12 protein-coding genes are annotated in these 17,926 nt (G+C 71.6%); 3 read left to right on the forward strand and 9 right to left on the reverse strand.

Annotation, left to right across the window (positions count from 1 at the left end; all coding sequences use genetic code 11):
- The first annotated feature begins 42 nt into the window (after window positions 1-42).
- The gene (locus tag AC5WAM_RS12930; RefSeq protein WP_495522669.1) at window positions 43-918 is read left to right on the forward strand and encodes an alpha/beta fold hydrolase; all 876 of its coding nucleotides are present in this window, start codon (window positions 43-45) and stop codon (window positions 916-918) included.
- A 75-nt stretch (window positions 919-993) separates the two neighbouring features.
- Here the strand turns inward: AC5WAM_RS12930 and pruA are convergent, their stop codons facing one another.
- Both pruA and AC5WAM_RS12940 read right to left on the reverse strand, forming a co-directional pair.
- On the reverse strand, window positions 994-2,625 hold the full coding sequence (pruA, locus tag AC5WAM_RS12935; protein WP_495522670.1) for an L-glutamate gamma-semialdehyde dehydrogenase: 1,632 nt from the start codon (window positions 2,623-2,625) through the stop codon (window positions 994-996).
- 54 nt (window positions 2,626-2,679) lie between these two features.
- Window positions 2,680-3,606, reverse strand: coding sequence for a proline dehydrogenase family protein (locus AC5WAM_RS12940; protein ID WP_495522671.1), 927 nt, complete (start codon window positions 3,604-3,606; stop codon window positions 2,680-2,682).
- Window positions 3,607-3,865: 259 nt separating this feature from the next.
- On the opposite strand from AC5WAM_RS12940, the gene AC5WAM_RS12945 reads away from it, so the two are divergent.
- Window positions 3,866-5,035 (forward strand): PucR family transcriptional regulator, encoded by a 1,170-nt coding sequence (locus AC5WAM_RS12945; protein WP_366790070.1) that lies wholly within the window; start codon window positions 3,866-3,868, stop codon window positions 5,033-5,035.
- On the opposite strand, the gene AC5WAM_RS12950 is transcribed toward AC5WAM_RS12945, so the two are convergent.
- Entirely contained in the window at window positions 5,021-5,623 is a 603-nt protein-coding gene (locus AC5WAM_RS12950; protein ID WP_495522672.1) for a TetR/AcrR family transcriptional regulator, read from the reverse strand. The two genes, AC5WAM_RS12945 and AC5WAM_RS12950, sit on opposite strands and share 15 nt — an antisense overlap.
- Window positions 5,624-5,720: 97 nt before the next feature.
- On the opposite strand from AC5WAM_RS12950, the gene AC5WAM_RS12955 reads away from it, so the two are divergent.
- Window positions 5,721-7,223 carry an MFS transporter gene (locus AC5WAM_RS12955; protein WP_495522673.1) on the forward strand — a complete coding sequence of 501 codons (1,503 nt, stop codon included), beginning with the start codon at window positions 5,721-5,723 and terminating at the stop codon, window positions 7,221-7,223.
- An 85-nt stretch (window positions 7,224-7,308) separates the two neighbouring features.
- Here AC5WAM_RS12955 and serA read toward each other — a convergent pair whose 3' ends face one another.
- The 6 genes from serA to AC5WAM_RS12985 form a co-directional block, all read right to left on the reverse strand.
- Window positions 7,309-8,913 carry a phosphoglycerate dehydrogenase gene (gene serA, locus AC5WAM_RS12960; protein ID WP_138961978.1) on the reverse strand — a complete coding sequence of 535 codons (1,605 nt, stop codon included), beginning with the start codon at window positions 8,911-8,913 and terminating at the stop codon, window positions 7,309-7,311.
- Window positions 8,914-9,217: 304 nt separating this feature from the next.
- Window positions 9,218-10,216, reverse strand: coding sequence for a ketol-acid reductoisomerase (gene ilvC, locus AC5WAM_RS12965; protein ID WP_138961977.1), 999 nt, complete (start codon window positions 10,214-10,216; stop codon window positions 9,218-9,220).
- Window positions 10,217-10,302: 86 nt separating this feature from the next.
- Complete coding sequence (gene ilvN, locus AC5WAM_RS12970) at window positions 10,303-10,827, reverse strand: acetolactate synthase small subunit (RefSeq protein WP_242724007.1); 525 nt, start codon at window positions 10,825-10,827, stop codon at window positions 10,303-10,305.
- Window positions 10,828-10,872: 45 nt separating this feature from the next.
- On the reverse strand, window positions 10,873-12,735 hold the full coding sequence (locus AC5WAM_RS12975) for an acetolactate synthase large subunit (protein WP_366790073.1): 1,863 nt from the start codon (window positions 12,733-12,735) through the stop codon (window positions 10,873-10,875).
- A 264-nt stretch (window positions 12,736-12,999) separates the two neighbouring features.
- A complete protein-coding gene (locus AC5WAM_RS12980) occupies window positions 13,000-16,107 on the reverse strand; it encodes a putative bifunctional diguanylate cyclase/phosphodiesterase (protein WP_495523574.1) in 3,108 nt (1,035 codons plus the stop codon).
- A gap of 768 nt (window positions 16,108-16,875) precedes the next feature.
- Window positions 16,876-17,826, reverse strand: a complete 951-nt coding sequence (locus tag AC5WAM_RS12985; RefSeq protein ID WP_366790074.1) for a 2-hydroxyacid dehydrogenase — start codon at window positions 17,824-17,826, stop codon at window positions 16,876-16,878.
- Window positions 17,827-17,926: the final 100 nt, after the last annotated feature.

Consider the following 17,926-nt stretch of genomic DNA (forward strand, 5'->3'; position numbering starts at 1 on the left):
GTCCCACGCCAACCACCAAAGGCTTCTTTAGGGGTTAGAGGAATGAGCGCTCAGGTCCACTACCGCACCGCCACCGTCCGCGGACACCAGGTCTTCTACCGCGAGGCGGGGCCCGCCGACGCCCCCGTGCTGCTCCTCCTGCACGGCTTCCCGTCCAGCTCGCACATGTTCCGGGATCTCATCCCGCGGCTCGCCCACCGCTACCGCGTCATCGCCCCCGACCACATCGGCTTCGGCCGCTCGGCGACGCCCGCCGCCGACGCCTTCCCGTACACGTTCGCCGAACTGGCCGACGTCACCGCCGAGTTCACCGAGCGGATCGGCCTGACCCGGTTCGCGCTGTACGTCCAGGACTACGGCGCGCCGATCGGGCTGCGCCTCGCCCTCGCCCACCCCGGGCGGATCACGGCGATCGTCACGCAGAACGGCAACGCCTACGAGGAGGGCCTCGGCGCCGAGGCCTGGGCGCCCGTGTTCGCGTACATCAAGGACCCGAACGAGGAGACGGCCGCGGCCGTGCGGGCGATCCGCTCCCCCGAGGGCATCAAGTGGCAGTACACGCACGGCGTTCCCGAGCGCTACCGCGACCTGATCAGCCCGGACGCGTGGGAGCGCGACACCGCGGACATGGCGCGCCCGGGCCAGGACGCCGTCCAGCTCGCCCTGATGGGCGACTACGGCAGCAACATCGCGCTGTACCCGGACTTCCAGGCGTACTTCCGCGAGAGCGGGGTGCCGGTGCTCGCGGTGTGGGGCGCGCACGACCAGATCTTCGTGCGCGACGGCGCCCTCGCCTTCCAGCGCGACCTGCCCGACGCCGAGGTGCACCTGCTGCCCGCGGGGCACTTCGCCCTGGAGACGCACGCCGGGCAGATCGCCGGGCTGATCGAGGACTTCCTCGGCCGCCGGGCGCGCTGAGCGGGTGCGGGTACGACACCGCCCCCGGCCGGGGTGGGGCCCGGGCCGGGGGCGGGGATCACAAGGGGGCGGACGTCAGCCCATGTGCGGGTAGCCGTAGTCGGTCGGCGCGACCAGGGTCTCCTTGATGGCGCGGGTCAGCGTCCAGCGCATCAGGTTCTGCGGGGCGCCCGCCTTGTCGTTGGTGCCGGAGGCACGGCCGCCGCCGAAGGGCTGCTGGCCGACGACGGCGCCGGTCGACTTGTCGTTGATGTAGAAGTTGCCCGCGGCGTAGCGGAGCTTCTCCATCGTGTACGCGGCGGCGACGCGGTCGTTGGAGATGACCGAGCCCGTGAGCGCGTAGGCCGACACCGACTCCATCTGGGTCAGCATCTCGTCGTACTTGTCGTCCTCGTAGACGTACACGGCCAGGAACGGGCCGAAGTACTCGTCCTTGAAGACCTCGTTGTCCGGGTCGGTGCACTCGACGACCGTCGGGCGCACGAAGTAGCCCTCGGAGTCGTCGTAGCTGCCGCCCGCGACGATCGTGCAGGTCGCGTCGGCCTTGGCGCGGTCGATCGCCGCCTTGTTCTTGGCGAACGCGCGCTCGTCGATGACGGCGCCGATGAAGTTCGACAGATCGGTGACGTCACCCATCTTGATGCCGTCGACCTCGGCCGCGAACTCCTCCTTGAACCCGTCGTTCCAGATGGAGGCCGGGATGTAGGCGCGCGAGGTCGCCGAGCACTTCTGGCCCTGGAACTCGAAGGAGCCGCGGGTCAGCGCGGTCTTCAGGACGGCGCGGTCGGCGCTGGGGTGCGCCACCACGAAGTCCTTGCCGCCCGTCTCGCCCACGATGCGCGGGTAGGAGCGGTACTTCTCGATGTTGGTGCCGACCGTCTTCCACAGGTGCTGGAAGGTGCGGGTCGAGCCGGTGAAGTGGATGCCGGCCAGGTCCGGGTGGTGCAGGGCCACCTCGGAGACGGCGATGCCGTCACCGGTCACCAGGTTGATGACGCCCTTGGGCAGGCCCGCCTCCTCCAGGAGCTGCATGAGCAGCACCGCGGCGTGCGTCTGCGTCGGGGACGGCTTCCACACGACCACGTTGCCCATCAGCGCCGGGGCGGTGGGGAGGTTGCCCGCGATGGCCGTGAAGTTGAACGGCGTGATCGCGTAGACGAAGCCCTCGAGCGGGCGGTGGTCCAGACGGTTCCACACACCGGTGGAGTTCGCCGGGGGCTGCTCGGCGAGCAGGTCACGGGCGTACTTCACGTTGAAGCGCCAGAAGTCGACGAGCTCGCAGGGGGTGTCGATCTCGGCCTGCTGGGCGGTCTTGGACTGGCCGAGCATGGTGGAGGCGGCCAGCGTCTCGCGCCACGTCGTGGACAGCAGCTCGGCGGCGCGCAGGATGATCGCGGCGCGGTCGTCGAAGGACATGGCGCGCCAGGCCGGGGCGGCGGCGAGCGCGGCGTCGATCGCGTCCTGCGCGTCCTGCTGCGTGGCGCCGCGGCCGGTGCCGATGACGGCCTTGTGGTTGTGCGGCTGGACGACCTGGAAGGGCTCGCCGCCGCCGAGGCGCTTGACGCCGCCGATGGTCATCGGCAGCTCGATCGGGTTCTCGGACAGCTCCTTGAGCTTGGCCTCGAGCCGGGCGCGCTCCGGGGAACCCGGGGCGTAGCCGTGTACCGGCTCGTTGACCGGGGCGGGGACCTGGGTCACAGCGTCCATGAGTTCCTTGGCTCCTTTGTGTGCGGGGGCTCTGTACGGGAGGGGGCGGGCGGCTCAGCCCTTGGTGAGGATGGAACGGCCGAAGAACAGCAGGTTCGCCGGCTTCTCCGCGAGACGGCGCATGAAGTAGCCGTACCAGTCGGTGCCGTAGGCGGTGTAGACGCGCATCCGGTGGCCCTCCGCCGCGAGCCGCAGGTGCTCCTCGCTGCGGATGCCGTACAGCATCTGGAATTCGTACTCGTCCAGTTTGCGCCCGGCTCGCCGGGCCAGCTCCTGGGTGATGGCTATCAGCCGCGGGTCGTGGGACCCGATCATCGGGTAGCCCTTGCCGTTCATGAGGATCTTCAGGATGCGGACGTACGCCTTGTCGATCTCCGCCTTGTCCTGGTACGCGACCTCGACGGGCTCCTTGTACGCCCCCTTCACGATGCGCACGCGGCTGCCGTTCTCGGCCAGTCGGCGGGCGTCGTCCTCGGTGCGGAAGAGGTACGCCTGGATGACGCAGCCGGTCTGCGGGAAGTCCTTCCGCAGCTCCTCGTGGATGGCGAACATCGAGTCGAGCGTCGTGTGGTCCTCGGCGTCGAGGGTCACGGTGGTGCCGATGGCGGCGGCGGCCTCGACGACCGGGCGGACGTTGGCGAGGGCCAGCTCGTGGCCGCCCTCCAGCGCTTGTCCGAACATGGAGAGCTTCACGGACATCTCGGCCTTCTCGCCGAAGCCCAGGTCCTTGAGGCGGTCGATGAGCTCCAGGTAGGCGTCGCGCGCGGCGTAGGACTGCTCGACGGTGGTGATGTCCTCACCGACGACGTCGAGGGTGACCTCCAGGCCCTTGCCGACGGCGTCCTCGACGATCGGGACGACCTGGTCGACGGTCTCGCCGGCGATGAAGCGGTCGACGACCTGCTTGGTGCCCGGCGCCGCCGACACGAGACGGCGCATCTTGTCACTGCGCGACGCGGCAAGGATCACGGGAGCCAGCACGGGGCACCTCCACGGGAGTACGAACGAAGCCGCACCTGCATCGCTTTTGCGACAAAACTGGTACGGCACGGAGAACCACCGTGAAACCTAAGGATCCCTCCGATCCTGTGCTATCGACACCTGTCACGCATCCGTGGGCTGGATCTCAGACAGATGTCTGAGTGCGGCGCCGGACTGCGCGAGAATGGCTTTCGAAAGCATTGACGGCGAGGTATCCGGGTAGGCGCGACAGCCCGCACGGAGCGAAGGAAGGGCACGGGTGAAGGGCGACTATCAGGAACTGGTCGACGAGATCTCGGCCCTCCTCGGCGCGCCCGCGACCCTGGAGAACCGCGACTTCGAGCTGATCGCCTTCGGCGCGCACGACGGCGGCGACGGCTTCGAGGCGGCCGACCTCGACCCCGTCCGCACCCGCTCGATCCTCACCCGCCGCTCCACGGCGGCGGTCCGCACCTGGTTCGAGAGCTTCGGCATCACACGCGCCACCGCGCCGGTCCGCATCCCGCCGACCCCGGAGGCGGGCGTGCACCGCGGCCGCATCTGCCTTCCGGTACGCCACCGGGGGTACGCCCTCGGCTATGTGTGGCTGCTCGACGACGAGCCGGGGCCCTCGGACGCGCGGCTCGGCGCCGCCATGGAGGTGGCCGCCCGCATCGGCGCGCTGCTCGCCGACGAGGCCCAGGCGGGCGCCGACCTGACCCGCGAGTTCCGGGCGGTCCTGACGGCGGAGCGCGGCTGGCAGCGGGACATGGCGGTGGCGGCGCTGCGCACGGCGCTCGGGCCGCGCGGCGAGGGCCTGCACGCGGTGGTGTGCGTGGCGCCCTGGCCCGCGGCGGGCCCCGAGGACGCGCCCGCGCTGCGCACGGTGCCGGGGGCGACGGCCCTGTGCACGGTGCCGTGGCTCACGGCGGGCGCCGTGGGGCAGTCGCTCGCGGTGATGGTGCGGCTGCGCTCGGCGGACGCCCTGACCCCGGCGATCACGACGGCCTCCCGGCTCGCCGAGACGGCGGGCGGCGGCGCGACGGCCGGGGTCGCGGGCGCCCGGCACGGCCTGGAGGACCTGGGCGCGGCCTGGGCCGAGGCGTCGGCGGCGGCCCGCACGGCGCTCGCCGAGCCGCGCTTCGGGCCGCTCGCCCGCTGGTCGGACATCGGCCCCTACCGCCTGCTCACGGCGCTGCCCGTGGAGGCCGCGCAGGACGCGGTGGCCCGCGCGCTGCTGACCCCCGCGCACCGCGAACTGGCCCGCACCGCCGAGGTGTTCCTCGACTGCGCGGGCCAGGCGGGCCGCGCGGCGGCGGAGCTGGGAATCCACCGCCAGACGCTGTACTACCGGCTGTCGCGCGTGGAGCAGCTCACCAAGCTGGATCTGGACGAGGGTGAGGACCGGCTCCTGCTGCATATGGCCCTGAAGGCGTCACGGCTGCACTAGCCGTCCGCCCTCCGCGGCCGAGGCCCGCTCCGCCACCCGCCGCAGGCCCTCGGTGAGCTGGGCGGCCGTGGTGGCCGAGCCCGGGTCGAAGAGCCACTGGACCATGAGGCCGTTGAGCAGGGTGGTGTAGAACCGCCCCTCGGCGTCCACGACGTCCCGCGGCAGGGCGTCCTCGTCGAGGCCGAGGAAGAGCGCGGCGAGGCCCGCGCGCCCCTGCTCCTGGGCCTTGACCATGATGTCCCGCACCCCGGAGAGCCGCTCGCCCTGCGTGACGAACTCCAGGGTCAGCAGCCAGATCCCGCGCGCCTGCGGGAACGACTGGACGATGCCGCCCCACACCTTCTCGAACCGCTCGATCGAGCCGCCCGCCCCGGCGTCGTCCGGCGGCGCCCCGAAGCCGTCGCCGAGGTCTTCGATGAGCGAGATGTAGGCCTCGGCGAGCAGCGCGTCCTTCGAGCCGTAGTGGTAGCCGATCGACGCGAGATTCGTGCCCGACTCCTTGACGACGTCGCGGGCCGTCGTGCGCACGAAGCCCTTCTCCAGCAGGCAGCGCCTGGCCCCTGCGAGCAGATCCTCACGGTGTCCCATGCCCGCACCCTATGTCCGCCCCAGACGGCCGTACAAGACAAACGTCTTATACATTCGTTCTAGACAAGCGTCTAAGACGCCCGTACAGTCCTGCTCCATGACCACGACAACCACGCCGCCGCCCTCCCCCGCCACCGAGCGCGCGGGCCGCAAGGAATGGACCGCCCTGGCCGTCCTGATGCTGCCGCTGCTGCTCGTGTCTATGGACGTGTCGGTCCTCTACTTCGCGGTCCCCGCGATCAACGCCGACCTGGAGCCCAGCGGCACCCAGCAGCTGTGGATCTTCGACATCTACGCGTTCGTGCTGGCGGGCCTGTTGATGACCATGGGCTCGCTCGGCGACCGCATCGGCCGCCGCAAGCTCCTGCTGTTCGGCGCGGCCGCCTTCGGCGCGGCGTCCGTCACCGCCGCCTACGCCACCGGGCCCGGCATGCTCATCGCCGCCCGCGCGGTCCTCGGCATCGGCGGCGCGACCCTGATGCCGTCCACGATGGCGCTGGTCCGCACGGTGTTCCGCGACCCCGAGCAGCGCGCCAAGGCGATCGGCATCTGGTCCGGCGTCATGGTCGGCGGGGTCGCCCTCGGCTCGGTCCTCAGCGGCGTCCTGGTCGAGTTCTTCTGGTGGGGCTCGGTGTTCCTGGTCAACCTGCCCGCGATGGCGCTGCTCCTGCTCCTCGCGCCCGTGCTCGTCCCCGAGTCCAGGGACCCGCACCCGGGCCGCTTCGACCTGCTGAGCGTGCCGCTGTCGATGGCCGCGGTGCTGCCCGTCGTCTACGGCCTGAAGGAGATGCCGTCCGAGGGGGTGCGGTGGCCGTACGTCGTCTCGCTCGCGGTCGGCGCCCTCTTCGCCGTGCTCTTCGTGCGCCGTCAGCTCACCGCGCCGTCGCCGCTGATCTCCCCCGCCCTGTTCCGCGGCGGCCGGGGCTTCGGCGCCGCCGTCGCGCTGACCCTCGTCTCGTCCTTCGCGATGCTGGGCTCGGCGTTCTTCACGACGCAGTACCTCCAGTCGGTGCTCGGCAAGAGCGCCCTGGAGGCCGCCCTGTGGGCGCTGCTCCCCTCGGTCCTCATCGGCTTCGCCGCGCCGGCCGCCACGGCGGCGGTGCGCGGGGGCGTGGCCAGGGCCCGGGTCGTCGCGGGCGGCTTCGCCCTCTCCGCCTGCGGCTACGGCCTGCTGTTCCTCGCCGGTACGGACGCGATGTGGACGGTGCTCGCCGGGGCCGGGGTGCTCGCCTGCGGGGCGGTGGTCGTGGGCTCCCAGCTGACGGACCTGGCGCTCGGCGCGGCCCCCGCGGAGAAGGCGGGGGCGGCCTCCTCGCTCCTGGAGACGGGCCAGGAGTTCGGCGGGGCCCTGGGGATGGCCGTCCTGGGCTCCCTCGGCACCGCGGTGTTCCGCCACGACATGCCGGACACGGCTCCGGACGCGGCCCGCGAGACCCTGGGCGGCGCCGTGGCGGTCGCCCCCCACCTACCGCCCGCGGCGGCGGACGCCCTGACCGAGGCGGCCCGCTCCGCCTTCACCAGCGGCATGCACGTCGCGGCCCTGGCGGGCGCGGCGGTGCTGCTGCTGGCCGCGGGCCTGGCCGCCAGGTCCCTGCGCTGACACGCCAAACGCCGGACGGGCTGGAGGTTTCCAGCCCGTCCGGCGTTTGAGGACGCGGCGCGCAGCGCCGATGGAGCGAGGCCTGTCAGTCGGCCAGGTTCACCGAGCGGGCGGACGTGGCCCCGATCTCGGCGGCGACCTCCGCGAGCACCGCGGGCGGCACGGTGTCGTCGACGGTGAGGACGGCCAGCGCCTCCCCGCCCACGTCGGCGCGGGCGACCTGCATCCCGGCGATGTTGATCCCGGCCTCCCCGAGGACGCGCCCGACGGTGCCCACGACACCCGGCCGGTCCGCGTACCGCAGCACGACCATGTGGTCGGCGAGCGCCAGGTCCACGTCGTACTCGCCGACCGCGACGATCTTCTGGTGGTTCTTGGGGCCGGCGAGCGTGCCGGACACCGCGACCTCCTCGCCGTCGCCGAGCGTGCCGCGCACGGTGACCACGTTCCGGTGGTCCGGCGACTCGGAGGAGGTGGTGAGCCGCACCTCGACGCCGCGCTCCTGGGCGAACAGCGGCGCGTTCACGTACGAGACGGTCTCGTCGACGACGTCCTCGAACACACCCTTGAGGGCGGACAGTTCGAGCACCTTCACGTCGTGCTGGGTGATCTCGCCGTACACCTCGACGTCGAGCCGCACCGCGACCTCGCCCGCGAGGGCGGTGAAGATCCGGCCGAGCTTCTCCGCGAGCGGCAGGCCGGGGCGCACGTCCTCGGCGATGACACCGCCCTGGACGTTGACCGCGTCGGGGACCAACTCGCCCGCGAGCGCGAGCCGTACGGACTTGGCGACCGAGATGCCCGCCTTCTCCTGGGCCTCGTCGGTGGACGCGCCGAGGTGCGGGGTGCACACGACCTGGTCCAGCTCGAACAGCGGGGAGTCGGTGCACGGCTCCTTCGCGTACACGTCGAGGCCCGCGCCCGCGACGCGGCCCTCCTTGAGCGCCGAGTACAGCGCCTCCTCGTCGACGATGCCGCCGCGGGCGGCGTTGACGACGCGCACCGCGGGCTTGACCTTGTGCAGCGCCTCGTCACCGATGAGACCCACGGTCTCGGGCGTCTTCGGCAGGTGCACGGTGATGAAGTCGGAGACCTCGAGCAGCTCGTCGAGCGAGAGCACCTTCACGCCCATCTGCGCGGCGCGCGCGGGCTGCACGTACGGGTCGTAGGCGACGACCTTCATGCCGAACGCGGACATCCGCTGCGCCACGAGCGCGCCGATGCGGCCGAGGCCGACGACGCCGAGGGTCTTCTCGGCCAGCTCGACACCGGTGTACTTGGAGCGCTTCCACTCGCCGTTCTTCAGTGCCGTGTTGGCCTGCGGGATGTTGCGGGCGGTGGCGAGGATCAGACCGCAGGCCAGCTCGGCGGCGGTCACGATGTTCGAGGTGGGCGCGTTCACCACCATGACGCCGGCCTTGGTGGCGGCGGAGACGTCGACGTTGTCGAGGCCGACGCCCGCGCGGGCGACGACCCGCAGCTTGCGGGCGGCGGCGATGGCCTCGGCGTCGACCTTGGTCGCGGAGCGGACCAGGATGGCGTCGACGTCGGCGATGGCGGGCAGCAGCTCCGCGCGGTCCGCGCCGTTGCAGCGCCGGATCTCGAAGTCCGGGCCCAGGGCTTCGACGGTCGCGGGCGACAGCTCTTCAGCGATGAGTACGACCGGTTTGCCGTTGGCAGCAGTGCTCACGTGAGTCCTCACAAGTCCAATGCGGACGGCCGTCCCGACGGCCGCAGGCGGTGGAGGTGGCTCCGCGTGGAAGACGCACGACGCTGTGGGCCTGACGCGAATGTGGTTTGCAGTGTAGTGGCGGCTGCGGGGGCCTTATGCGCCTGACTGGAAGGATCACCCGGACGTGGCTGGACACGGCGGACAACCGCGGAAGGCGAGATCCAACCCCTCCGGCGTTTGAGGAGCGGGGTCCGGGGCGGAGCCCCGCGTCCTCGTGCCCGGGGGGCCGGGGCGATGTGCCCCGGCCCCGCCGGAGTACGCCCTACTCGTCGTCGTTGACCCAAGACATGAGCTTGCGCAGCTCCTTGCCCGTGGTCTCCAGGAGGTGGTCCTGGTCCTGCTGCTTGTACTCGTTGTACTTCTTCAGGCCGCCGTGGTACTCGTCCATCCACTGCTTGGCGAACGTGCCGTCCTGGATCTCGGCGAGGACCTTCTTCATCTCGGCCTTGGTGGCGTCCGTGATGATGCGCGGGCCCGTGACGTAGTCGCCCCACTCGGCGGTCTCGGAGACCGACCAGCGCATCTTCTCCAGGCCGCCCTCGTACATGAGGTCGACGATCAGCTTCAGCTCGTGCAGGCACTCGAAGTAGGCGATCTCCGGCTGGTAGCCCGCCTCGACGAGGGTCTCGAAGCCCGCCTTGACCAGCGCGGCGGTGCCGCCGCAGAGCACGGCCTGCTCACCGAACAGGTCGGTCTCGGTCTCCTCGGTGAAGGTCGTCTTGATGACGCCCGCGCGGGTGCCGCCGATGCCCTTGGCGTACGACAGGGCGAGCTCGAAGCCCTTGCCGGTGGCGTCCTGCTCGACGGCCGCGATGCACGGCACGCCGCGGCCCTCCTCGTACTGGCGGCGCACCAGGTGGCCCGGGCCCTTGGGGGCGACCATGCAGACGTCGACGCCCGCCGGGGGCTTGATGAAGCCGAAGCGGATGTTCAGGCCGTGGCCGAAGAACAGCGCGTCGCCCTCCTTGAGGTGCGGGGCGATGGACTCCTCGTAGACCTGGGCCTGGATGGGGTCCGGGACCAGGACCATGATGACGTCGGCCTCTTCGGACGCCTCGGCGGGCGTGACCACGCGCAGGCCCTGCTCCTCGGCCTTGGCCTTCGACTTGGAGCCCTCGTGCAGACCGACCCGGACGTCCACACCGGAGTCGCGCAGCGAAAGGGCGTGGGCGTGTCCCTGGCTGCCGTAACCGATGACCGCGACCTTGCGGCCCTGGATGATGGACAGGTCGGCGTCGGCGTCGTAGAACAGCTCGGCCACTGGGAAACTCCTCTGTGTGCTGATGTTGCGTCCCACCGTACGGCGGGCTCGGACAGGAAGGTCGGGGGGTTCCGGAATGCGGAACGTCAGGCGGTGCGGTCGAGCGCCCGCAGGCTGCGGTCCGTGATCGAGCGCGAGCCGCGGCCGATCGCGATGGTGCCGGACTGCACCAGCTCCTTGATGCCGAAGGGTTCGAGCATCTTGAGCATGGCCTCCAGCTTGTCGCTCGACCCGGTGGCCTCGATGGTCACGGCCTCGGGCGAGACGTCCACGGTCTTGGCGCGGAACAGCTGGACGATCTCGACGATCTGGGAGCGGGTCTCGTTGTCGGCGCGCACCTTCACGAGGACGAGTTCGCGCTGAACGGCCGAGCCCGGCTCCAGTTCGACGATCTTCAGGACGTTCACCAGCTTGTTGAGCTGCTTCGTGACCTGTTCGAGCGGCAGGTCCTCGACGTTCACGACAATGGTGATGCGTGAGATGTCGGGGTGCTCGGTGACGCCGACGGCGAGGGAGTCGATGTTGAAGCCGCGGCGGGAAAAGAGGGCGGCGATCCTGGCCAGGATGCCGGGGGTGTTCTCCACCAGGACGGAGAGCGTGTGCTTCGACATGGGAGTCATGGTTCTCGTGCCTCTGCCTCGTGTTCCGTTAAGCCGTCAGTCGTCTTCGCCGTCACCGAAGTCGGGGCGCACGCCCCGGGCGGCCATGACCTCGTCGTTCGAGGTGCCCGCCGCGACCATCGGCCAGACCTGGGCGTCCTCGTGGACGATGAAGTCGATGACGACGGGCCGGTCGTTGATGGCGTTGGCCTCTTCGATGGCCTTGTCGAGGTCGGCCGGGTCCTCACAGCGGATCGCGTAGCAGCCCATCGCCTCGGACAGCTTGACGAAGTCCGGGACGCGGGTGCCGGCGCTCGGCTGCTTGCCGTCCGCGTCCGGGCCGCTGTGCAGGACGGTGTTGGAGTAGCGCTGGTTGTAGAACAGCGTCTGCCACTGGCGGACCATCCCCAGGGCGCCGTTGTTGATGATGGCGACCTTGATCGGGATGTTGTTCAGGGCGCAGGTGGTGAGTTCCTGATTGGTCATCTGGAAGCAGCCGTCGCCGTCGATCGCCCAGACGGTCTTGTCGGGGCGGCCCGCCTTGGCGCCCATCGCGGCCGGGACGGCGTAGCCCATCGTGCCGGCGCCGCCGGAGTTGAGCCAGGTCGCGGGCTGCTCGTACTGGATGAAGTGCGCGGCCCACATCTGGTGCTGGCCGACGCCCGCGGCGAAGACCGTGCCCTCGGGGGCCAGTTGGCCGATGCGCTCGATGACCTGCTGCGGCGAGAGCTGGCCGTTGTCGGGGTGGTCGTAGCCGAGCGGGTAGGTCTCGCGCCAGCGGTTCAGGTCGGCCCACCAGGCGGTGTAGTCGCCGGTGTGGCCCGCGGTGTGCTCGGCCTGCAGGGCCTGGACGAGGTCGGCGATGACCTCGCGGGCGTCGCCGACGATCGGCACGTCGGCGGCGCGGTTCTTGCCGATCTCGGCCGGGTCGATGTCGGCGTGCACGACCTTCGCGTGCGGCGCGAAGCTGTCCAGCTTGCCGGTGACGCGGTCGTCGAAGCGGGCGCCGAGGGCGACGATCAGGTCGGCCTTCTGCAGCGCGGTGACGGCGGTGACCGCACCGTGCATGCCCGGCATCCCCACGTGCAGCGGGTGGCTGTCGGGGAACGCGCCGAGCGCCATCAGGGTGGTGGTGACGGGCGCGCCGGTGAGCTCGGCGAGGACCTTCAGCTCGGCGGTGGCGCCGGACTTGATGACGCCGCCGCCGACGTACAGGACGGGGCGCTTCGCGGCGGTGATGAGCTTGGCCGCCTCGCGGATCTGCTTGGCGTGCGGCTTGGTCACCGGGCGGTAGCCGGGCAGCTCCTGCTGCGGCGGCCAGGAGAACGTGGTGCGCGCCTGGAGGGCGTCCTTGGCGATGTCGACGAGGACGGGGCCCGGGCGGCCCGTGGAGGCGATGTGGAAGGCCTCCGCGATCGTGCGCGGGATGTCCTCGGCCTTGGTGACCAGGAAGTTGTGCTTGGTGATCGGCATGGTGATGCCGACGATGTCCGCTTCCTGGAAGGCGTCGGTGCCGATGGCCTTGGAGGAGACCTGCCCGGTGATGGCGACGAGCGGCACCGAGTCCATATGGGCGTCGGCGATGGGCGTGACCAGGTTGGTGGCACCGGGGCCCGAGGTGGCCATGCAGACGCCGACCCTGCCGGTGGCCTGGGCGTAGCCGGTGGCCGCGTGGCCCGCGCCCTGCTCGTGGCGGACGAGGATGTGACGGACGCGCGTGGAGTCCATCATCGGGTCGTACGCCGGGAGGATCGCGCCTCCGGGAATGCCGAATACGGTGTCGGCCCCGACTTCCTCGAGCGAACGGATCAGGGACTGCGCACCCGTGACGTGCTCGACGGGCGCGGACTGCTGCTGTCCAGAGGATCGGGGCCGCGGCTGCGGATGGCTGGCCCCGGTGGCCTGCTCGGTCATCGGCATTCTCTTCTCGATGCTGAGGGTTTTCGCTGTGGTTCCGCCCCGACGTCGGGCGGAGATTTAGCGGGGTTTTTGCCTGGGTTTGGCAGTGCTGGTGCAACAAAAAACCCCTCGTGCCGTGGGGCAAGCGAGGGGAGCGCGCCGGGTGCGGTCGCTGGGTCTCTCCGGTGTCAGGAACCGGACTTCCCAGCTTCAGCCGACGCGCTTTCCAAGTACGAGAATTCGGGTGCGCATGGCACTGACCCTCCCCCCGGCGCGCCACACCTGTCAAGTAGGTGGGACGGGCGTCTCAGCATGTGAGCGGCTGAACGGGGTGGCTCCGGCCACCGTCCCGGCCGCGTAGGCCGCGCCCGCGCCGCCGAAGGCGGCCGGGGGCGCCACGGCGGGGCCGCCCACGCACACCGGCTCCACGGGGCCGCGCGGCACGGGGTACTCCCCCATCGCGAGCGCGCGGCGCAGCCGGTACTCGTCGAGCGGGCCGGAGAACGCCATGCCCTGGCCGTGGGTGCAGCCCATCGCGCGCAGCGCCACGACCTGCTCGGGGTGGTCCACGCCGTCGGCGACGGAGTCGAGGCCGAGGTCGGTGGCGATGCGCAGCAGACCGGCCGTGATCTTGTGCAGGCGGGCGGACTCCACGACGCCCTCGACGAGCCCGCGGTCCAGCTTCAGCACGTCGACGGGGAGGCGGCGCAGGGCCGCGATCGCCGCGCAGCCGCTGCCGAAGCCGTCGAGCGCCACCCGGACGCCGAGCCGCCGCAGGGAGGTGAGGCGGCGTTCGAGCTCGTCGAGGGGGACCCGCGGGTCGCTGTCCGCGAGCTCGATGACGAGCGCGCCGGAGGGCAGGCCGTGCCGGGTGAGCAGGGCTTCCAGGGAGCCGAGCGGCAGGGAGCGGTCGACCAGGCGGCGCGCGCCGATCCGCACGGAGACGGGCACCGCGTGCCCGGCGATGGCACGCTCCGCGGCCTGCTCGACGGCCTCCTGGAGCAGCCAGCGGCCCAGCTCGGCGGTGCGGTCGCCGTCCTCGGCGGTGCGCAGGAACTCGGCGGGCGTGAACAGGATGCCCTGGGCCGAGCGCCACCGCGCCTGGGCGGCGACCGAGGTGATCCGGCCGCTGTCGAGGGCCACCACGGGCTGGTGCAGGAGCGCGAACTCGCCCTCGTGCAGGGCGCTGCGCAGGCGCGTGGCGAGCTCGGCCTTGCGGGCGACGTCGGCCTGCATCTGCGGGGCGTACAGCTCCACGCGGCCCTTGCCCGCGGCCTTCGCGCGGTACATCGCCAGGTCGGCGTTGCGCAGCAGCTCGCCCGCGCCGACGCCGGGCTCGGCGAAGGCGACGCCGATGGACGCGGCGACCCGGACATCGTTGCCGCCGATGTCGTAGGGCTGCGAGAGTCTGAGCCGCAGCCGGTCGGCGAGCTCCATGATGTGCTTCTCGCGGGCGGCCTGGTCGCGGGTGCCGTCGCCGACGATGAGGGCGGCGAACTCGTCGCCGCCGAGGCGCGAGGCGGTGTCCGACGCGCGGACGGCCTCCTGGAGGCGCTGGGCGGCCATCACGAGGAGTTCGTCGCCCGCCTGGTGGCCGATGGTGTCGTTGACGGCCTTGAAGCCGTCGAGGTCGATGAAGAGCACGGCCGTGCCTCGGTCGGTGACTCTGCGACCGCCGAGCGCTTGCGCGACTCGGCGGGTGAAGAGCGCCCTGTTGGGCAGGTCCGTGAGGGGGTCGTGCTCGGCGTTGTGCTGCAACTGCGCCTGGAGGCGCACCCGTTCGGTCACGTCCCGGCTGTTGAAGATGAGACCGCCGTGGTGGCGGTTGACGGTGGACTCCACGTTCAGCCATTCACCGCTGCCGGACTTGAAGCGGCATTCGATCCGCGTCGTGGGCTCCTCCACGGGGTTGGCGGCGAGGAAGCGGCGCACCTCGTGGACCACGCGGCCGAGGTCCTCGGGGTGCATGAGCGTGGCCAGCTCCGAGCCGACGAGCTCGTCGGCCTCGCGGCCGTAGACCCCGGCGGCGGCCGGGCTGACGTAGCGCAGGATGCCGCTCGGGGCGGCGATCATGATGACGTCGCTGGAACCCTGCACCAGGGAACGGAAGTGGTTCTCCTTCTGGGCCAGTTCCTGGGTCAGCGTGATGTTGTCGAGCAGCATGATGCCCTGGCGCACGACGAGCGCGAGGACGACGGTGCCCGCGGTGAAGAGCACGACCTCGTCGACGCTGCGCCCGTTCAGGACGTTGTAGAGGATCCCGAGCGTGCAGACCGCGGCGGCCAGGTACGGGGTGAGGGCGGCGAGCGAACCGGCGATGGGCCGCGTCGTCGCGTACCGGCCGTCGTCGCCCCGCTCGTGGTCGCGGAGGTCGCGCCCGTCCCGCACGTCACGCGGATCGCGAAGGTCGCGGGGGTCGCGGTGATCGCGCCCCTCGTGGGGATCGCGCACGTCCCGTGGATCGCGTACGTCGTGGAAGTCGCGGGTGCCCCGCACGTCGTGGAAGTCGCGGACCCCTCGGACGTCGTGCACGCCCGCGATGCGCGTCCTGCCGTACGGGCGGTGGGCCGCGCGCGGGGGGTCCGGTTCGACGCGTCCCGGCCGGGGCGCCGCCCACGGGGCGTACGCGAGGAGCAGGGAGCCCGCGAACCAGCCCGCGTCGAGCAGCTGGCCGGAACGGTAACTGGCGTGCAGCAGCGGCGAGGTGAACAGGGCGTCGCACATCACGGTCAGCGCGAGGGCCCCGATGGCGGTGTTCACGGCGGTGCGGTTCGCCGACGAGCGCCTGAAGTGCAGCGCCAGGACCATGCTGACGAGGGCGATGTCCAGGAGCGGATACGCGAGCGACAGCGCGGCGTGCGCGACGCCCGGCCCGTCGAACTGCGCGGTGTGCGCGAGGGCGAGGCTCCAGGAGAGCGTGAGCAGCGAACCGCCGATGAGCCACGCGTCGAGCCCCAGGCACACCCATCCGGCCTTGGTGACCGGGCGCTTGGCGAGCACGAGCAGCCCGATGATGGCGGGCGGAGCGAAGCAGAGGAAGAACAGGTCCGCGAAGCCGCGCTCGGGCACGGCCTGCCGCAGGACGACCTCGTGCCATCCCCACACCGCGTTTCCGCAGGCCGCCATCGCGGAGGAGAGCGCGAACAGCAGCCACGCGGGTCGAAAGCGGCTGCGCCGGGTGCGGGAGTAGAAGAAGCAGGAGACCGCGGCGGCCGCGGCGGCGGCGCTGAGGCCGAAGTCGCCCATGATGAGCGCGAGCCGGTCCGAGCCCCAGCCGAGGGCGGACCCGGTCGCATAGCCGCCGCAGACCAGCAACAGGAAGACCTGGGAGAGCAGGCCCGTGCCGCCGCTGGGCGCCGGGCGGCGGGCCATGGGGGCGCCCGGCGGGGCCATGGGGGCACCGAGGCCGCCCTCCAGGACGGACGCGGAGGCCGCCTGCCCGCTCACCGGGCCGCTCCGCTGCGCGCGCCGGTGCCACGGCCACGGGGGCCGCGTCCACGCGCCGCGCGCGGGAGGCCCTTCGTGGCACCACGGGTTCCACCCGGCACCGGGCCGGAGCACCCCGGTCCCGTCGACGGGACAGGCGGGGTACAGGGGCCCTGTCGCTGTCCGCCGGGGGGCGCCGGATCCGTGGACCGGCGGCCGCTCGTCCGTCCTGGTGGCTGCCATGCGCCGACCTCCGACCGCTGTGAACGGCGCCTGGCGGCGCGGTGCGGGTGCCGGTGCCGCCGGGCGCGGTGCCGTCGCCCGTGGGCCGGTGTGCGCGAGAGTCGCGGGCGGTGGTCCCGCCGCTTCGGATCGTTCGCCCATAGGCCGTGCATCGCCCGTCGCCCCCCTCGCAGTCTCGGTACTCGATCCCCGGCGCCGAACGGTGCACGGCGCAGCCCCTGTCGGGACGATACACCAGCCTCGTCACTCAGGGACAGGTCTGCTCTACGCTGCGTGACTGCGCTCGTCAATATGGACACGCGGCGCACACGAGTGAGTGCGGAGCGTGCAGAGAAGGCGCAACGCCGGTTCCAGGCGGTCACGGTGCGCCGGATATCGACCGATCCTGACCGACTTGTGAAGCCGCCGCAGGCCGGAGGGCCGCGCTCCGAAGCCCTGAATATCGGGATTGCGACGGGTTACGACACCCTTGGGCTCACGAGGTCATCGGGGTCACGAGGTCGTCAGAACGACGTTGGACAGCGGCTCCCCGGTGACGTACCGCCGCAGCTGGGCGGTCAACAGGCGCCGGGCGCGCGGCGCGAACGCGGACGACGAACCGCCCACGTGCGGGCTGATCAGCACCCCCGGGCTCCGCCACAGCGGGTGCCCCACGGGCAGCGGCTCGGGGTCGGTGACGTCCAGGGCCGCGGTGAGGCGGCCGCTCTCCAGCTCGGGGAGCAGGGCCTTCGTGTCGACCACCGGGCCGCGGGCCACGTTCACGAGCAGCGCGCCGTCCTTCATCCGCGCCAGGAAGTCGGCGTCCACCAGGCCGCGGGTGGCCTCCGTGAGGGGCGTGGACAGCACCACGACGTCCGCTTCGGGAAGCAGTCGGGGCAGTTCGCCGAGCGAGTGCACCACACCGCGCGCCGTGGTGCGCTCGGTGCGCGCGACGCGCGCCACCCGCGCGCATTCAAACGGCGCGAGCCGGTCCTCGATGGCGGAGCCGATCGATCCGTACCCGACGACGAGGACGGACTTGTCGGCGAGCGCCGGATAGAACCCCGAGCGCCACTCCTGTGTCCGCTGCCCCTCCACGAACCGCGGAACACCCCGCAGGGAGGCGAGGATCAGGGTCAGCGCGAGCTCGGCGGTGCTGGCCTCGTGCACGCCGCGCGCGTTGCACAGCCGGACGCCGGGCCGCAGGAACCGCAGACCGGGCTCCAGGGCGTCGATGCCCGCCGTCAGCGTCTGCACGACCCGCAGCGACGCCATGGCGGCCATCGGGGGCACCACGATGTCGGTGCTCTTCATGTACGGCACTACGTAGAACGCGCAGTCGGCCGGATCGGCGGGGTAGTCCGGACCGCCGTCCCAGTAGCGGTACGTCAGACCCGCCTCGGACGCGGCGGGCAGACCCTCGACGTCGGTCTCTTCGAACGGCAGCCATACGTCAGTTGTCATGGTCAGGAGGCTAGTGCGAACAGGGCGCACGCCGCGTGCCGGTACGCAGAGGTTACGTTTGGTGCCGCCCAGACGGAAGATCGCAGACAGTTGAGGGATC

The sequence above is a fragment of the Streptomyces sp. JLYT201 genome (assembly GCF_059448825.1).

Bases quoted from the DNA above. Each gene is read 5' to 3' on its own strand.
- AC5WAM_RS12955 (WP_495522673.1), top strand. From the start codon at position 5,721: ATGACCACGACAACCACGCCGCCGCCCTCCCCCGCCACCGAGCGCGCG.
- ilvN (WP_242724007.1), bottom strand. From the start codon at position 10,827: ATGTCGAAGCACACGCTCTCCGTCCTGGTGGAGAACACCCCCGGCATC.
- AC5WAM_RS12930 (WP_495522669.1), top strand. From the start codon at position 43: ATGAGCGCTCAGGTCCACTACCGCACCGCCACCGTCCGCGGACACCAG.
- AC5WAM_RS12985 (WP_366790074.1), bottom strand. From the start codon at position 17,826: ATGACAACTGACGTATGGCTGCCGTTCGAAGAGACCGACGTCGAGGGT.
- AC5WAM_RS12950 (WP_495522672.1), bottom strand. From the start codon at position 5,623: ATGGGACACCGTGAGGATCTGCTCGCAGGGGCCAGGCGCTGCCTGCTG.
- pruA (WP_495522670.1), bottom strand. From the start codon at position 2,625: ATGGACGCTGTGACCCAGGTCCCCGCCCCGGTCAACGAGCCGGTACAC.
- AC5WAM_RS12975 (WP_366790073.1), bottom strand. From the start codon at position 12,735: ATGCCGATGACCGAGCAGGCCACCGGGGCCAGCCATCCGCAGCCGCGG.
- AC5WAM_RS12980 (WP_495523574.1), bottom strand. From the start codon at position 16,107: ATGGCCCCGCCGGGCGCCCCCATGGCCCGCCGCCCGGCGCCCAGCGGC.